This is a genomic window from Spirosoma migulaei (assembly GCF_054776855.1).
In genome coordinates this window covers 109336-125352 of the sequence record NZ_BAAHBG010000017.1, presented here as the reverse complement: position 1 = coordinate 125352, position 16017 = coordinate 109336, and the positions used below count along the sequence as shown (strand labels likewise).

The 16017-nt window shown below is 48.5% G+C and carries 15 protein-coding genes; 8 read left to right on the top strand and 7 right to left on the bottom strand.

What is annotated here, in order from left to right; translation table 11 throughout:
* The first annotated feature begins 40 nt into the window (after window positions 1-40).
* Both ACYVGO_RS19440 and ACYVGO_RS19435 read left to right on the top strand, forming a co-directional pair.
* Entirely contained in the window at window positions 41-739 is a 699-nt protein-coding gene (locus ACYVGO_RS19440; protein WP_460970654.1) for an SDR family NAD(P)-dependent oxidoreductase, read from the top strand.
* A gap of 65 nt (window positions 740-804) precedes the next feature.
* Window positions 805-1089: a TIGR03643 family protein gene (locus tag ACYVGO_RS19435; RefSeq protein ID WP_460970653.1), complete on the top strand. Its 285-nt coding sequence runs from the start codon at window positions 805-807 to the stop codon at window positions 1087-1089.
* Between the two features lie 48 nt (window positions 1090-1137).
* Here the strand turns inward: ACYVGO_RS19435 and ACYVGO_RS19430 are convergent, their stop codons facing one another.
* Together ACYVGO_RS19430 and ACYVGO_RS19425 are read right to left on the bottom strand one after the other, a co-directional pair.
* Window positions 1138-2253, bottom strand: coding sequence for a Gfo/Idh/MocA family protein (locus ACYVGO_RS19430; RefSeq protein WP_460970652.1), 1116 nt, complete (start codon window positions 2251-2253; stop codon window positions 1138-1140).
* An 82-nt stretch (window positions 2254-2335) separates the two neighbouring features.
* Window positions 2336-3811, bottom strand: a complete 1476-nt coding sequence (locus ACYVGO_RS19425) for a DEAD/DEAH box helicase (protein WP_460970731.1) — start codon at window positions 3809-3811, stop codon at window positions 2336-2338.
* A gap of 205 nt (window positions 3812-4016) precedes the next feature.
* Here ACYVGO_RS19425 and ACYVGO_RS19420 point away from each other — a divergent pair, with 205 nt between their 5' ends.
* Window positions 4017-5249, top strand: a complete 1233-nt coding sequence (locus ACYVGO_RS19420; RefSeq protein WP_460970651.1) for a mandelate racemase/muconate lactonizing enzyme family protein — start codon at window positions 4017-4019, stop codon at window positions 5247-5249.
* Between the two features lie 139 nt (window positions 5250-5388).
* Window positions 5389-6480, top strand: coding sequence for an L-dopachrome tautomerase-related protein (locus tag ACYVGO_RS19415; RefSeq protein WP_460970650.1), 1092 nt, complete (start codon window positions 5389-5391; stop codon window positions 6478-6480).
* Here the strand turns inward: ACYVGO_RS19415 and ACYVGO_RS19410 are convergent, their stop codons facing one another.
* Complete coding sequence (locus ACYVGO_RS19410; RefSeq protein WP_460970649.1) at window positions 6481-6852, bottom strand: helix-turn-helix domain-containing protein; 372 nt, start codon at window positions 6850-6852, stop codon at window positions 6481-6483.
* 23 nt (window positions 6853-6875) lie between these two features.
* Window positions 6876-7169 carry a type II toxin-antitoxin system HigB family toxin gene (locus ACYVGO_RS19405; protein ID WP_460970648.1) on the bottom strand — a complete coding sequence of 98 codons (294 nt, stop codon included), beginning with the start codon at window positions 7167-7169 and terminating at the stop codon, window positions 6876-6878.
* Between the two features lie 272 nt (window positions 7170-7441).
* Between ACYVGO_RS19405 and ACYVGO_RS19400 the strand changes: the two genes are divergently transcribed.
* The 3 genes from ACYVGO_RS19400 (at window position 7442) to ACYVGO_RS19390 (ending at window position 11371) form a co-directional block, all read left to right on the top strand.
* Window positions 7442-9553 (top strand): TonB-dependent receptor, encoded by a 2112-nt coding sequence (locus ACYVGO_RS19400; RefSeq protein ID WP_460970647.1) that lies wholly within the window; start codon window positions 7442-7444, stop codon window positions 9551-9553.
* Window positions 9554-9669: 116 nt separating this feature from the next.
* A complete protein-coding gene (locus tag ACYVGO_RS19395; protein WP_460970730.1) occupies window positions 9670-10305 on the top strand; it encodes an ABC transporter ATP-binding protein in 636 nt (211 codons plus the stop codon).
* Between the two features lie 7 nt (window positions 10306-10312).
* Entirely contained in the window at window positions 10313-11371 is a 1059-nt protein-coding gene (locus ACYVGO_RS19390) for a hypothetical protein (protein ID WP_460970646.1), read from the top strand.
* 44 nt (window positions 11372-11415) lie between these two features.
* On the opposite strand, the gene ACYVGO_RS19385 is transcribed toward ACYVGO_RS19390, so the two are convergent.
* Both ACYVGO_RS19385 and ACYVGO_RS19380 read right to left on the bottom strand, forming a co-directional pair.
* The gene (locus ACYVGO_RS19385) at window positions 11416-14079 is read right to left on the bottom strand and encodes an ABC transporter permease (RefSeq protein WP_460970645.1); all 2664 of its coding nucleotides are present in this window, start codon (window positions 14077-14079) and stop codon (window positions 11416-11418) included.
* Window positions 14076-14411, bottom strand: a complete 336-nt coding sequence (locus tag ACYVGO_RS19380) for a PadR family transcriptional regulator (RefSeq protein WP_142773385.1) — start codon at window positions 14409-14411, stop codon at window positions 14076-14078. The genes ACYVGO_RS19385 and ACYVGO_RS19380 overlap by 4 nt, the downstream gene beginning before the upstream one ends.
* 199 nt (window positions 14412-14610) lie before the next feature.
* On the opposite strand from ACYVGO_RS19380, the gene ACYVGO_RS19375 reads away from it, so the two are divergent.
* Window positions 14611-14748 carry a hypothetical protein gene (locus ACYVGO_RS19375; RefSeq protein WP_460970644.1) on the top strand — a complete coding sequence of 46 codons (138 nt, stop codon included), beginning with the start codon at window positions 14611-14613 and terminating at the stop codon, window positions 14746-14748.
* Window positions 14749-14920: 172 nt separating this feature from the next.
* Here the strand turns inward: ACYVGO_RS19375 and ACYVGO_RS19370 are convergent, their stop codons facing one another.
* Complete coding sequence (locus ACYVGO_RS19370; protein WP_460970643.1) at window positions 14921-15901, bottom strand: Gfo/Idh/MocA family protein; 981 nt, start codon at window positions 15899-15901, stop codon at window positions 14921-14923.
* Window positions 15902-16017 lie beyond the last annotated feature (116 nt).

The following is a 16017-nucleotide window of genomic DNA, read 5'->3' as shown; positions in this document are numbered from 1 at the left end:
AAACTATTGGTCAGGAAACCACAATTTGCTACGATAAAACATGCCAACTCATTTACTAATTGGTGCCTCGTCAGGAATTGGTCAGAAACTAGCAGAACAACTCGCTCATTCAGGCCAACAGGTATATGCAACCTATTACAAGAACAAAGTCGATTCAAGCACTGATTCCATTGACTATCAGTATCTGAATGTTCTGGATGAAACCATTGCGCTGGACTTTTTACCCGACACTTTGGATGGTCTTGTCTACTGCCCCGGCAGCATTAACCTGAAGCCTTTCGAGCGAATTAAACCCGCCGATTTTGCGCAGGATTTTAACTTGCAGGTATTAGGTGCTGTAAAAATAATTCAGGCCGTGTTGCCCAAATTGCGAAAGGCAGCGAGCCCGTCCATTGTCTTATTTTCTACAGTTGCTGTTCAAACGGGTTTTAGTTATCATACACAAGTGGCTACCTCAAAGGGGGCTATCGAAGGGTTAACCAAGGCCCTGGCGGCCGAATTTGCGCCAAAGATTCGTGTCAATTGCATCGCGCTATCCTTAACCGATACGCCCCTTGCCGCACCACTGATCAATACCGATCAAAAACGGGAAGCGAATGCAATGCGCCATCCTTTGAAGAAAATAGGTATGCCTTCCGATATTGCCCATATGGCTGAATTCTTACTTTCAGAAAAGGCGGGTTGGATTACCGGGCAAATTTTCCATGTCGACGGTGGTATGTCCACCCTGAAAGTTTAGGTAGATGGTCAATCGTTGATTATCCATAAATACCAATGACTATTAATGACCACCAATGACAACAAATGACCATTAATAACAATGAACGAATGGATATCAACCGAATTATTGAAATGGCCTGGGAAGACAGGACGCCATTTGAAGCCATCAATAGTCAATTTGGGCTTAGTGAAGCGGCCGTCATTGTGCTCATGCGCAGGGAGCTTAAACGAAGTAGTTTCAACCTTTGGCGTAAACGGGTGAATAGTGGCGTTAGCCAGAAACACCTTAAAAAACGAAACACTGAAATTGAGCGATTTCACAGCACCAGCCAAAGGGCTATTACGTTGAATAAAATCAGTAAGCGGTAGGTTATTCCGTGTAGTACCGACCGGGACGGTCGGTACTACAAAAAAACTTCATTTTCCCTCTCCCCAATCGAGTTGGATCTTTCGTCCCGTTTCGGCGGCTTGTAAAATGGCCCCGATTAATTTCATGTCCTTCCACCCTTCTTCACCCGATGCTTCGGGTTTGGTTTTTGTCTGAATCGCCTGAACGAAAGCGTCCATCTGCGCTATTTGCTGATAATGAGGAGAAGGCACGTCCATGGGACCTTTGCTCATACTGCCCTGTGCACCCGTTGCATTGTACGCGGGCTCCAGTTTGAACCAGCCACGTTCGCAGGTGGCGTACAACCGGTCGACGTAGGATGAGTAGGTGGTGCTGCAATGCGCTACGGTGCCACCGGGAAATTCGAACTGCCAGAAGACCGTTTCGTGAATGTCTTTAAAATGTACCTTATCAAAGGTAAACGCCTGAGCTGTCACGCTGATCGGGTCCAGATTCAGCGTTCGACGGGCACCCTGAATGGCATAAATCCCTAAATCCATGATGGCACCTCCCCCACCAATTTTCTTGTCCAGTCGCCAGGAGTTTGGTCCCGGAACGGTGAATCCTAACCCCGATTCAATCACTTTTACATGCCCAAACGTGTTCTCGGCGGCTAATCGGCGCATCTCCAGATGATGCGGCTCAAAATACAGTCGATAGCCTACAGATAGCTGTACACCCGCTTTTTCGCAAGCCGTGATCATCTGCCGGGCTTCGGTTGCGTTCATGGCCATCGGTTTTTCACAAATCACATGTTTTCCCGCCTGAGCTGCCCGGATGGTGTATTCGGCATGCATGAAATTGGGAAGCACAACATAGATAATATCAATGTCGGGGTTGTTCCGAATCTGGTCGAACGTTTGGTAATTGTAGATGTTCTTGGCTGGGATCGAATACTTCTCTGCCCAGGTTTTAGCTTTATCCGGCGATCCTGTTACAATGCCTGCCAGATAACAATTCTGGGTTTCGAGCAGTGCCGGAGCCAGTTGGTTGGTGGCGTAATTCCCCAGGCCCACCAGCGCAATACCTACCTTTTTTGGTGCATCTTGCTGATTGGCAAACAAATCAAGAGGCCTTGCCAGCAATCCGCCAGCGGCCAGCGACAGAGTTTGAAGAGACGTTCGGCGTGAGATCTGTTGGGGCATGAGATTACGATTTCAACTAATAGATACTAAAAAAGACAGCCCGTTGCAACGATCAGGCTGTCTGACAAAGATTTAGTAACGTCTACTCCTCAACGGGTACCGGAACGGATGATTGATTGGAATCAGTAGGCCGGCCCTCTCCTTTTGGGCCTTTCCGACGTTTTTTCCGGCGTTTGGCTTTTACCGCTCCATCGGCATTCACTGGACGAGACTGCACAACACCGTCAACTGTCCCAGACACTGGCCCTTCAGCCACGGGTGCTGTTATTTCCGGGCGGGGCTTCCGTTCCGCATCAGCCGATTGATCACGGCGACCTTCACGTCGCTCGCCCGAAGCTGGTTTATTTCCTTCGCTCCGCTGGCGACCATCGCTTCGGCGTCCATCCCGACCGCCACGACCCGAACTACTAGTTCCCCGAGGGCCACCTTTGCCGCGCAACCCACTAAACCGTTTCGGATCAAAAACGGGCGATTTGCCCATCTCTAATGCTTCAGTAATCGACTGTTTATCAACCTCACGCTCAATTAGTCGCTCGATATTTACGATACGGTTCTGATCCTGATCGCTGATAAACGTAATAGCGGTTCCGGTGGTAGCAGCCCGCGCCGTACGACCAATTCGGTGAACATAATCCTCGGCATCGCGCGGAATGTCGTAGTTAACTACGTGGGTCAGATTGTCAATATCGATACCGCGCGACAGCACGTCGGTGGCCACCAGAATCGGAAATGCTTTGTTTTTGAAATCGCGGAGGACCACTTCTCGGTCGTCCTGTTCCAGATCAGAACTGATGCCACGTGCATCATACCCCAGTTTACTCAACGCCCGTACAATACCATTTACTTCTGATTTTCGAGACGTAAACAATACCATACTCAGTACTGGCTTGGTGCTGGTTTTAATTAGATGGGCCAGTAAAGGCAGTTTCTGATTGTCGAAGGCTAGATAAAACTGCTGGTCGATACCAGCAGCTGGCTTGGATACAGCCAGTCGGATTTCTTCAGGATCAGTCAGTATCTTTTTCGAAAACTCCCGGATTTTATTCGGCATTGTTGCCGAGAACAGCAACGTCTGCCGCTTCAACGGAATTTTCTCAACGATGTTCATAATATCGTCCGAGAAGCCCATATCGAGCATTTTATCGGCTTCATCGAGCACCAGATAGTCAATCTTATCGAACTTGACATAGCCAAGTTGAATGTGTGCAATGAGTCGGCCAGGGGTGGCAATGATGATATCGGCCCCGGTTTCGAGCGCCTTCCGTTGCTTGTCCCAATCATCGCCTTTGCCACCACCATAAATAGCGATGCTGTTGGCATTCACAAAATAACCGAAGCCCTCAACCTGCTCGTCGATCTGCTTGGCGAGTTCACGCGTAGGCACCAGAATGAGTGTACTGGTATGGTCGTGATTAGCATGGGAGATTTTATCGAGAAGCGGGATTAGGTAAGCCGCCGTTTTTCCAGTTCCGGTCTGGGCGCTGGCAATGAGATCACGTCCTTCGAGAATTTTGGGAATAGCCAGCTCCTGAATGGGCGTGGCCTTTAAGTAGTTCATGGCGTCCACGCCGGCCAGCAGGTCGTCGTGGAGATTAAATTCCTGAAATGTCAAGGTAACAGCTGAATGATGGTGAAACACAGCTGACCTTAACTTCCCGGTCAGCAAACCGCTTGATTTGAAACAAATATAACGAAAAATCAGGATTTAGCCAGTAAGCGCGTTCTGAAGCGTCCTTTCCCAATTACCTCCTCGACTCAACCGTATGCACCGCCGACAGTTTCTCCAAAACACTCTGGTAGGCAGTAGCCTGCTCGCTAATACCAATCGCTTAGGGGAAACCCTGACATCTATTACTGATTTACCCAACTGGAAACTTCCCGATTTGCGTAAGGCGATTCCCGACTCCGTGCTTATTCGGTCAGTAGAGTTGTTAAAGACGCAACAACAATTGATGCTGGTGGTAACGGCCCAGAATGGAACCCGGGGCATCACGCAGTGTAACGATCGGATGCAAAATCTATCCTCATTACTAAAAGGTCTTGTTATCGAGCATTTTGTGGGGAAAGATGCCCGCGACCTACCGGAGTTGGTCGACAATGCGTATCGGCTCAATTCGAATTACAAATATGCCGGTATGCCGCTTTGGAACAGTATCGGCTCTGTCGAAATCGCCGTCTGGGATTTGTTGGGTCGAATAGCCAGAAAACCCGTGTATGAATTACTCGGGAAACCCATCCGAACGCAATACGATGTCTATATTTCCGATTTCGACCGCGGCACTGATTCAGCGGAGGTAGTTGTGGATCGATTAGCTCAGAAACTGGCTGCTACGGGTGCCAAAGGGGTAAAAATTAAGGTTGGTGGACGCATGCGTAACACACCCGAGGACGAGCGCCGAACGCGGGCATTTGTCCCCTTAGTCCGAAAGAAATTAGGCGACAGCATCACCATATACGCCGATGCCAACGGGTCATACACACCCGAAGAAGGTATTCAGATTGGGCGCATGCTGGAAGATAATGGAGTCGCAATTTTTGAGGAACCCTGCAACTTTGAAGACGAAGACGGTATCCGTCGGGTTAATAAAGCCCTAACAAAACTGGTGATGGCTGGAGGTGAGCAGGACACAAGTTTGTACCGCTTCGAGCGATTGGCCCGAACGGATGTGTATGATTTGCTGCAAGCCGATGTCTATTATAATGGTGGCATCCTTCGCGGGTTGCAGGTGGCCGAAATAGCCCGAAGCTTTGGCAAACATATAGCTCCTCACACCCCCAAAGCGGATCCACTCATCGCTCCATTCTGGCATTTAGCGGCAGTTTGCCCAAATTTATATGGCCTACAGGAGACTGTTTATGAACTAAACAGCAAAGCCCCTACCTGGTACGAACCAGCGATTCATGTCCAGAATGGCACCATGCACATACCCAATACGCCAGGGCTGGGGATCGACTACGACGACAAAATCTGGAAATCAGCGGAGCGCATTGGTTGACAAGTTTATCATTGCTCAAAAGTTCCTTTATTAAACACAGATGCACAAAGAACACTGAGAATAAATATACGTTTATATCTCAGTGTTCTTTGTGCATCCGCTTCGGCCGACCGATGTGGTCAAATACTAATCATGCGTTATGTTTATTCAGATAACAACCGATTTAAAAACGAGTGGTTTTAGCCTATTTTTCCTGATGGTTAGTCTGCTTTCTATGGCCCAGTCAAAGCTGGAAACCGTAGTGGAGTTTGGCAAGTACCAGCCCATTGGTTTAGGGGTTTCACAGACCAATCGCATTTTCGTTACGTTTCCAAAAAATCCGGACAACTACGATTACGGCCTGGCAGAAATCGTCAAGGGTGAACGACGCCCATATCCGAATGCCGAATGGAATCAGTGGGATTCGCTGAAAGCCCAAAGTCGATTTATCAATGTGCAGGCACTTTTCGTTGACCAGACCAATACGCTTTGGGTACTCGACCCCGCTAGTCCAGCTGGGCAGAAAGCGATTCCAGAAGGCATTAAACTTGTGAAAATCAATCTCGCTACCAACAAGGTCGAGAAAATTTATCGCTTTGAAGATTTACCCCGCGAGCGAACCGGCCTGAACGATGTGCAGGTTGATTCAAAACAACAGATTGCGTATTTGTCGGACCCTGGACGAGCAGCCATTGTGGTATTGGACCTGAAAACAGGGAAAAGCAGATCTGTACTAGAAAACGATAAATCGACAAAAGCTGACCCGAATTTTGTACTTACCATCGATGGAAAAGAGGTGCGCGACACAAAAGGAAATCCTTTCCGAAGCAACGTCAACGGCATTGCCCTGACACACGACTACAAATACCTCTATTTCAGACCAATTACCCAGACAAAGCTGTTTCGGATAGCTACAAACTACCTCACCAATCCAGTTTTATCGCCTACCGAAATCGCTTCGCACGTTGAAATAATGGGTGAAACGGGTGTCTCACACGGTATGCTGGCAGATAAAGCTGGAAACGTTTATCTGACCGATTCACCCGATAAGGCCATTCGTTATTTCACGCCGGATCGTCAGTTAAACGTCCTCATCCAGGATAACCGACTGCTCTGGCCAGACAGTTTTGGCATTGGTACCGATGGTTATCTGTACGTGACAGCCGCCCAACTGCACCGTGGGAAACGCTACAATAATGGGGAAGACAAAGTTGATTATCCATTTCGGTTGTATCGGGTGAAATTGCCGTAATCAGGCCGTTTTCAGTATGTATTCAGCCCGAATGTGAAGCTTATCATAAAGGCGTTTTGCCAAGTCCATATTGACTTTTCGTTTTCCGGTCAATACCTCCGAAAGCCTTGTTTCAGTGATTCCCAACACTTTTGCCGTATCACGCTGTTTAAGATTTTCCTGAAACATGCGCAAACGGATCATTTCTGGCAACGTAGCAGGTTCGACTGGCATTGGATAGCGTTCCTCTTCATACCGTTCAACCAATAGTGAAAGTCGTTGCAATTCCGCCAAATCTGCTTCTGTTAGCTTTGGTGTCCCCTTGGCTAAATAGGTTTCTATAACCTCCATTGCCTGGGAATATTCATTTTTCGTTTCTATAGTCAGTATCATAGCAGTCTCTTTTCATTAACGCATTAAGCAGATGAAGCATCAATCTTATCGTATTCAGCATGTGTACCGATAAACCGAATAAAGACAGTTCGTACAGGGAAAATAATTCGGGCAATTAGGCGATACTGATTGCCCTTTATATTGAACACGTAATTATCATTTCCAACCGAGTCAACCGAGTTGAAGGTGTTCTTTACCTCAGCGAAATTGCTCCAATCAGCCGCTTTAGTTTTCAAATACCATTCGTTCAATGCTTCTGTTGCCTGTGATTTTGTAGAGGCATATTCATAGATGGCCTTGCGACTTACGATTACCATACGGGTAAAAGTTGTACAGTTTAGTTCACATATCGCCGTCTCATGACTTCACGTGGGCTATACAGTAAAAATGGCCAAAAAATTACAAATTTCAAAATTAATTTTCGTAAGTAGTAATTCGGCCAAAGTCAAGTTGAGATCCTCCTTAAGAATCCTCAATAAGGTTTCCCGATTTGACCTAATTGAATTAGAGCATCTCAATTAACAACATCTCTTTAGCCCATTATTTCAACGGTTCAGTTGTACTTTTACGCTACAAATCCCGTAGCAATATGCTCAAACGTTTCCTTCCATTAACTTTAGTTACTGGCCTTCTTTTTCCATCAATTCTACTTGCACAAACCCCAACGCCATCAGCGTTAGATGACACGCTTCAACTCAATGAAGTTGTTGTTCGGGGCTATGCAACTAACCGGCGATTACTGGAAACGCCTGCATCAGTAGGGCTCCTCACCCGCCGGGATTTGAACCAGCGTTTTGGCATACCGACCCTCGTGCCTGCGCTCAATACGATACCGGGTGTACGCGCCGATGAACGCTCACCGGGGAGTTACCGGTTGGCGATTCGGGGAAGTGCCATCCGGTCGCCATTTGGGGTTCGAAATATTAAGACGTACTGGAATGAATTACCCCTTACCGACGCAGGGGGAAATACACCGTTAAATGCCCTGGATGTTCGAGCCTTAGGCCGAATAGAGGTTATTAAAGGCCCGGCTGGAAGTTTGTACGGAGCCGGAACGGGCGGCACTATTCTGTTTAGCGGGCTGGCCGTTCCAGCGGGAAAGAGCAGCGTTGAAGTATCCGCGTTAGGTGGTTCCTATGGACTGTATGGCAATGGCATAGCACTGCAAACCGGCAAAAATAATTCGGCCATATCACTCAACTATAATCACTTACAATCAGATGGATATCGCGATCAAAGTGCCGTTGTACGCGACAATCTCAGCTTAATCGGGTCGTTCAATGTTAGCCCTAAACGGACGGTTTCAGTACTGGCATTGTATTCAGACTTGCACTACCAAACGCCCGGTGGCCTGACCGAAGCGCAGTTTCTGGCCAATCCGCGCGCTTCCCGCCCGGCCACGGCAACGCTCCCTAGTAGTGCAGCTCAAAACGCCGGCATTTATCAGAAAGTAGGCTATTTCGGTTTGTCGCACGAATATAAATGGAGCGACCGCATTCAGAACACAACGGTCATCTTTGGCTCTACCACCGACTTCGCCAATCCGTTTATCACAAACTACGAGAAACGAACGGATCAGGGCATTGGCGGTCGAACAGTTACGCAGATTCGTTTCCCCAACAGCCCGCTGCCAACGGTCGTTACGGTGGGCGGAGAGTTCCTGCGCAACTTTACCGTTGACCGAAATTTTGGCAATCGGGCCGGGGTGTCCGATACGATCCAGACGGACGAAGAACTGATTTCGCGACAAACCACCATTTTCGCTCAGGCCGAAACCGAATTACCAGGCCACTTTCGACTGACAGCGGGCCTGAGCCGTAATGACGTTCAGTACGATTTTACCCGGTTCAAGGTTCGGGCCAATGGATTACCAACCGCCCTGATCACGCGCAATTTTGACCCAGTCTGGTTACCTCGAATAGCCCTACTGCGTACGTTTGGCCCAACTATTTCGGCCTTTGTAAGTATCAGTACCGGTTATTCGGCCCCATCGAGTCAGGAGGTACATCCATCGGCGGGTGGTTTCAGTACAACACTCAATGCGGAACGGGGTACCAGTTATGAAGTGGGCGTGCGGGGGTCGGCCTTCAATAGCCGATTGCGTTTCGATGTCGCGCTGTATAAACTGCAACTGCGCGAAACCATCGTTCGCCGGTCGGATGCTGCCGGGGCCGATTATTTTGTCAACGCTGGCCGGACTGATCAGCCGGGTTTAGAAGCGCAACTCGCCTACGATTTCGTTCTTCCTTCGGCATTCTCCAGCCCCTCCACGTTTTCCCTTCTCCGGTTGTGGAATAGTATGACACTCACGAATTACCGGTATCGTGATTACCAGCAAGGCACCGTTGATTTATCAAACAATCGAATTCCGGGCGTGGCTCCTACCACAAACATAACCGGTATCGATGTCGAAACTAAATCGGGTTTTTACGCGCATTTGACCTATCAGTTTCTGCTGGAATTTGCGCTGAACGACGCCAACACGGCCTTGTCGAATCCAACCCAATTATTACAGGCGACCCTGGGTTTTCGGCGAAATCTGGGCCAGCACTGGACGTTTGATGTCTATGCCAGTGGCGACAATCTGTTGGACAGAAGTTACTCGCTGGGCTATGACCTGAACGCCGTTGGCAACCGGTATTACAATGCAGCTCCCGGCCGGAATGGTATGGGTGGCGTGCGGTTAAGTGTGAAATGGTAAAGAAAAATAATGTAGAATGAAAAATGCACAATGAAAAATGATGGGTGGTAATTATGGTATTGTCCCTACCACTTAACTTGCCATTATCCATTATTCATTCTACATTAATCAAAAAGTTGCTCACCGTCTCCAACCTCACCAAAGCCTATAATGGGCATATTGCCCTGACTGTGCCGGAACTCCAGTTGCCCACTGGCTTTCATTATTTTCGGGGTGGCAATGGGTCTGGCAAAACCACCCTTTTCCGTACCGTAGCGGGCCTACTTCCGTTCTCAGGCGAGATTGTATTGGGTGGAAAGTACGAAATCAGTCGCGATCCGGTGGCGTACCGAATGCGGGTCAACTATGCAGAAGCCGAGCCTCTGTTTCCGTCTTTCCTGACCGCCCGCGATCTGGTCGGCTTTGTCAGTACAGCCAAGCAATCGCCTGGGGAGCAAGTCGATACACTCGCTGGCTTACTGGGGGTCGATGCGTTCTGGACGAAACCAACTGGCCAGTTTTCGAGCGGCATGCTCAAGAAGCTATCCCTTCTTCTGGCACTACTTGGAGCTCCCCAACTAGTGTTACTGGACGAACCCCTAACGACCTTAGACGTAGCTACAGCCGAGAAATTATTCGAGTATATCCGTCAACTCCATACGAACGAGGGAGTGTCGTTTCTGCTGACGTCCCACCAGGATGTCAGCCTAACTGGCTTGCCCATCACCAGTGTTTGGCAGGTAAGCGCCGGGATTATTACACCCACAACTTAATCCTACCATGCTGACCGTTCTCAATCGGGTTTTCATTGGCCCCTTCTACGCCAAAAACGCGGGCACATTTCTGGTAATCATTCTGTTAGCGTTTGGCTTTCTGAGTGCTGTCGAACACAAGGCGTTGATTACAGCCGCCCTTGGCTCACCATTCTTTCTGGCCATTGTGTTCGTTTTGTGGTTCCTGTACCTCCTGAAAACGATTTCATTTATCTGGCAGGAGTTAACGGCTCCAGAACACCTGTTTCTGCAAACATTCTGGCTCATACCAGCACCCAGGCGTTGGGCGTTGTGGCTGACGATTCAAACGGGTTTATTGTTTCCCATTATTGCCTATGCAGGTTGGATGGTGCAGTTAGGTGTTCATTACCAACGCTGGGATTCATTAAGTGCAATTGTTCTCGTAATCCTGATTCTGATTGGTACCGGTGCCGCTCTGGCCGACTATAGACTCCGTCACCCCAGCCCCGATTCGCTCCGGTTACCGCATCTCAACTTTCAGCTCCCGTACGAACTCTTCTTTCCAACTTACTGGCTGCGGCACGAACCACTCTCGCTCGTGCTAACAAAAGCCTTTTCGGGGCTTTTACTGGCTGGCGTTTGCCGACTCTACCCAACCGACGATTACGACCAACGATTGCTCCTCATCGGTTTGTTATTGGCCGTATTAGGCCATTCGCAAGTGGGCGGACAGGTCAGCGCGTTCGAGCAGAAGTATTTGCTTTTTCTGCAAAACCTGCCTCTGTCCTGGCTACAGCGATTCGGTCGGTACGTACTCACCTATGGTCTGATCTGGCTCCCCGAACTCCTGATTTTAGTTCGCAACTGCCCAACCGAAATCCGGCTCGATTACGTCATCTGGCTCTGGCTGACGGGCTGGGGTGCGTTGTTACTCCTGCACAGTCTTGCTTACGGCCGCACGATTGAACCCGACCGCTGGCTGTCGGGCATTTTAGCCACGTTTATTGGTGGCTTGCTGGCGATCATGTTTGGCGTACCCGTTGGCGTGTGGCTGGTATTAGGGTGGCTAGGCGCCGTTGGGGCTTGGTATCGGTCGGTTAGATAGCGCGAACGTCTGCATCGGCGGCCCGGTTCGTTCGCGCTATCTTCCTACTCGCTCTTCAACACCTTGGCGGGATTATTCCGGGCTGCTTTTAACGTTTGGGAGCCAATCATCAAGAAAGCAAGAAGCATTACCAGCCCGATACCGATTACCAATTCACTCAGGCCGATGGGCTGGTGGTAGGCGAAATTGGTTAGAACAACTTTGTCGAAGAAGAAGTAAGTAGCCGGAAGGGCAACTAAGCTAGCGACCAGAAGTAGCCCTAAAAATCCTCTACTCAGCAAAAAAACCAGTCCCCCTTCGGTGGCTCCCAATACTTTACGAATACTGATTTCCTTTAACCGAGTTTCGGTAGTGAATACCACCATCCCAAATAGACCCAGAGAAGCAATGCAGATGGCCAGGAACGCAATGAAGCCGATCACCTTCACCATGACCGAGAACTGGCTATAAGCCTCTTCAATCTGATCATCATAAAATTTAGCCTCCAGCGGGTGAACTTTATCAAGCTTCCGCCATGCCTTGTCGATACTCGCCATGGTAGCAGGCAAATCGGTCGATGCGATCTTGACGTTCAGGTATCCCCAGGGCTCGTCGGCTGAATACCGGAACATGACAGGTTCAATCTTCTTATCCATCGTTCCATAATGAAAATCCTTTAGTACGCCCACGATGGTGAGCTTCTTCCCATCGACAGTCACCACGTTGCCCAGCGCTTTTTCAGGATCTCGTTTGGCAATGTTGAACCGTTTCAGCACCTGTTCATTCACGATGGCTTCGCTTTCTTCTCCTTTCTTCGGGCGTAGGGTAAAGTTTTTACCAGCGACCAGCTTATGGTTATGCACGGGCAAATAATGCTCATCAACCTGGTTGAGCCATACCATTGCCGAGTCGCGGGGATCGGTATATTTCATGTTTGTTCCATGAATACTGCCCAGACTGGTAATCATCATGGATTGAGAAATTTCACGAACAGCCGGAATTTCCGATAGCTCTTTGGCCAATACATCCCCTTTATTCCCCTGCAACCGAATATTTAAAATATTTTCAGTTGTAAAACCTAAGTCGAACAGAACCAGGCCCCGGTATTGATTGTAGCCGATCAGGGTAGTTGCAATAAAAATCAACGAGAGTGTATATTGAATAACAATCAGTGCTTTACGCATACTGATCCGCTGAAATACCTTTACGGTTGACGCATCTTTTATGACTTGGAGTGCGTTGATCCGGGAGAAAAACAGGGCCGGCAAAAAACCGGCAGCAAGACCGACCACCATCGCGAAAACGAGAAAATACAGAATGATTCGGGGTGACAGATCGAGTGTGACCAGATCACCGATGTGGGGATCGAGGGCCAGGAATTGCGTTCGTAAGAACAAAAACAGGCCAAATGAAAACACCAGGGCCATTAGGGCAATGATCACCGATTCGGCCATGAACTGCCCGAGTACATGGCTTTTCATCGCACCGATAATTTTACGGATGCCTACTTCCCGAGAGCGTCGGAGTGAGCGGGCGATGGAGAGATTGGTGTAATTAAAACAGGCAGATAGGATAATAATGAAAGCAAGCCCCCCTAAAATCCAGATAGCAATTGGCCGCATGGTGGGCCCAATCGAATTATCGAGTCGCTTGCTTAATACAACTTCGTTTAACGGCTGAAGCGCCACAGTAAACTTTCTATTTTTTAGCGCAGCATTCTCCTTCGCATTCAGTTTATCGAGCGTCGGTTGTAACGATTCAGGATCACTGGTTGAGGGCAGAACCAGGTAGACATAGTTCTGCCAGACGTTTTCCCAGCCATAAAAATTAGGATCTTTTTTGGCTAGCAACGCATCAGCCGTAGCAAACGAAACAAGGGCATCAAACCGTAAGTGCGACAGCTTGGGAACATCTTTCGCAATGCCCGTAACCGTATAATTCAGCGAATCAAATCGGACGAACTTGCCCAGCGGGTCAACATCACCGAACAGCTTTTTTGCCGTTTTTTCGGTTAACACCAATGAATAAGGCTCTTTGAGAGCCGTAGCCGGATCTCCTTTTAGTAATGGGAATGAAAATACCTTGAAGAATGAATTATCTGCCCAATAGGCATCGAATGGTACAACCGTTTCACCTACATGGGCATCGCCCGAAAACCCATTGCGAAGAATCGTTAGCTCATCTATTCCGGCTACCGTTTTCCGAATTTCCTGCCCAACTTTTACCGAAGTAGACGCTAATTCCACAGCGGGCTCATCCAGGTTCTGATACGACGTAATGACCCGGTATGTTCGGTCTTTTTTTAGTTGAAAGTCATCGTACGAGAGGAAATCGGAGATCAGGGAAATAACGAGCAAACCCACCGACATGCTAACGGCCAGTCCGAAGATGTTGATGAAGGAGAATAATTTGTTGCGCACCAGACTGCGCCGGGAGGTTTTGAGGTAGCTGCCAATCATGATCCAGTGAATAAAAAGGTTGAGGAAATCAGGTTTTCGAATGGTGTATAGTCTGAAAAACTTCAGGGCATCGAGGCAATAAATCCACCGGGCACGTCTAGGCCCTTTGGTTTTCAGGTTGCGCTCAAAATATTCATTCAGATCGCCCTGTAAATCTTCAAGTAAGTCGGGCCGACAATACCACCGAATCAAGCGTTGCGCCCATCGGGGTGGTTGAGCTACCTGTGATTTGTCGCCTGACCGATTGTTCTGGTTATCGAATCGGTTCATATGGAGCCCTCCAGATTAAATCCGGGAATTATACGCCATAGGGACTCCCGTACATCTTTAGCGTTGGTTAACGCCACTTTACCTGCGTGTGTCACTTCGTAATAGCGTTTGCGCTTACCCCCTCGGGTACTGGTCGCTTCCCCCATCCGGCTTTTCACCAACCCCTTCTCTTCCAGTCGATTCAGAACGGCATGCACAACGCCCAGTTTCGCAGCCCGCCCGGTGTGTTTCTCCAGTTCATCGCAAACGGCCACACTATAGGCGTCGTTCACAAGTGCAGCTATCGTTAGCAACACTAATTCTTCAAATTCCCCCAGGTTACTCCCCTTCATGGGATTATGCTTTTGATTTAATTAATTCTCCAAATGTATGTAAAATGGAATTATTAATTCAGCATTTGTATGTAAAATATCTTTGTGACTGTGATTATCCCTAGAAAATGGTGTTAGTCACCTTTTTGCCCAACAACGAGCACTATACAACTTTTCCAATGAAAAATTTGTATCTTCGATGGTATAAATCAAGAAGACGATGGAAACGCAACAGCCAACAACCACTAATCGGGAAGCGTACGAACGGTTCTTAAAGGGTGTCAAGCGCATGGTCGCTGAAAAAGCAGCGAAGAAAAAAGCGTTACCCGAACATTCTCGGAACGACCCGAATTTCTAGAAACGATTACTGAGTTCAGGCAGTATTTACTCAGAATTCGCTCTATTCCTGTATGACCCCGATGGGGTCAAATGTTTATAGTACAGGCTCCATTTGCTATAAATATTTGACCCCATCGGGGTCATACCAGGCAGTAAATAATGTAATCTAGCTTCGCTTAAATTTTCTCAAGTTAGCGCGCCGTAATCTGATCAAGAATAGCATTGGCGCGGGCTCCGGTTTCTCCCGTACTAGGGCATTTTCCTTCGCCCCGAAGTTCGTTCACGATCGACTCAATGAGAGGTTGTTGTATGTTTTCTGGGGCTGGAATGGTGTATTCGACGGTTCCAGCTTCCGTTTCTACCCTGATGAGTTTCATCTCAAAAAAGGAAAAGGAGATTTTCCCTTTTGACCCAATGAACTGCGTTTCTTCGATGCGCTGTTCCTTATTCACTGTGTAGCACCAGGTGCCAGTTCCCAGAACGCCCGATTCGAATTCAAAATTGGCCACAACAATGTCGTCGGCCTGATATAAGCCAGCCTGATTCCGGGCGATTCCACTGGCGGTTTTGATGGGGCCAAGCACATATTCCAGGTAATCGAACTGGTGCGACGCTAGGTCGTGAAAATGCCCGCCCCCCGAAATCTCGGGATCTACGCGCCATCTTGGCTTTGGATTTTCACCCACTTCTTCGTCATAGGGTTGCCAATTCAACTGAACCCGAACATACCGAATGTCGCCAATAACTTTCTCATCGATCAGCTCTTTTATCTTCAGAAAATACGGCAGCGCCCGACGGTAATACGCGACTAACAACGGCATACCGGTTTCCCGGCTCACCTGATTCATGGCTTCGCATTCGGCCGCATTTCGGGCCATCGGTTTTTCTACGTAGACCGGTTTACCAGCGCGCATCGCCCGAATAGCATACTCGGCATGGGTGTCGGGAGGGGTGGCAATATAAACCGCATTGACATTGGGATCATTGATCAGAGCATCGGCATCATCGTACCAGGTAGGCACATTGTGGCGTTTGGCATAATCGGCGGCTTTCTCGGTATCTCTCCGCATAACAGCCACTAAACTCGAATTTGGCACTTTAGTAAAAGCCGGGCCGCTTTTCACTTCGGTCACATTTCCGCAACCAATAATCCCCCATTTCAATTGATCCATAGTCTAACAAGGAGCGCTACTGGCTTGATTGGTTTCTCGTATACGCCCAAAAATAAAAGCAGATTTACGCAGAATCTATTCATCCGCTGCGTAAATCTGCCAGATACACTAAACGT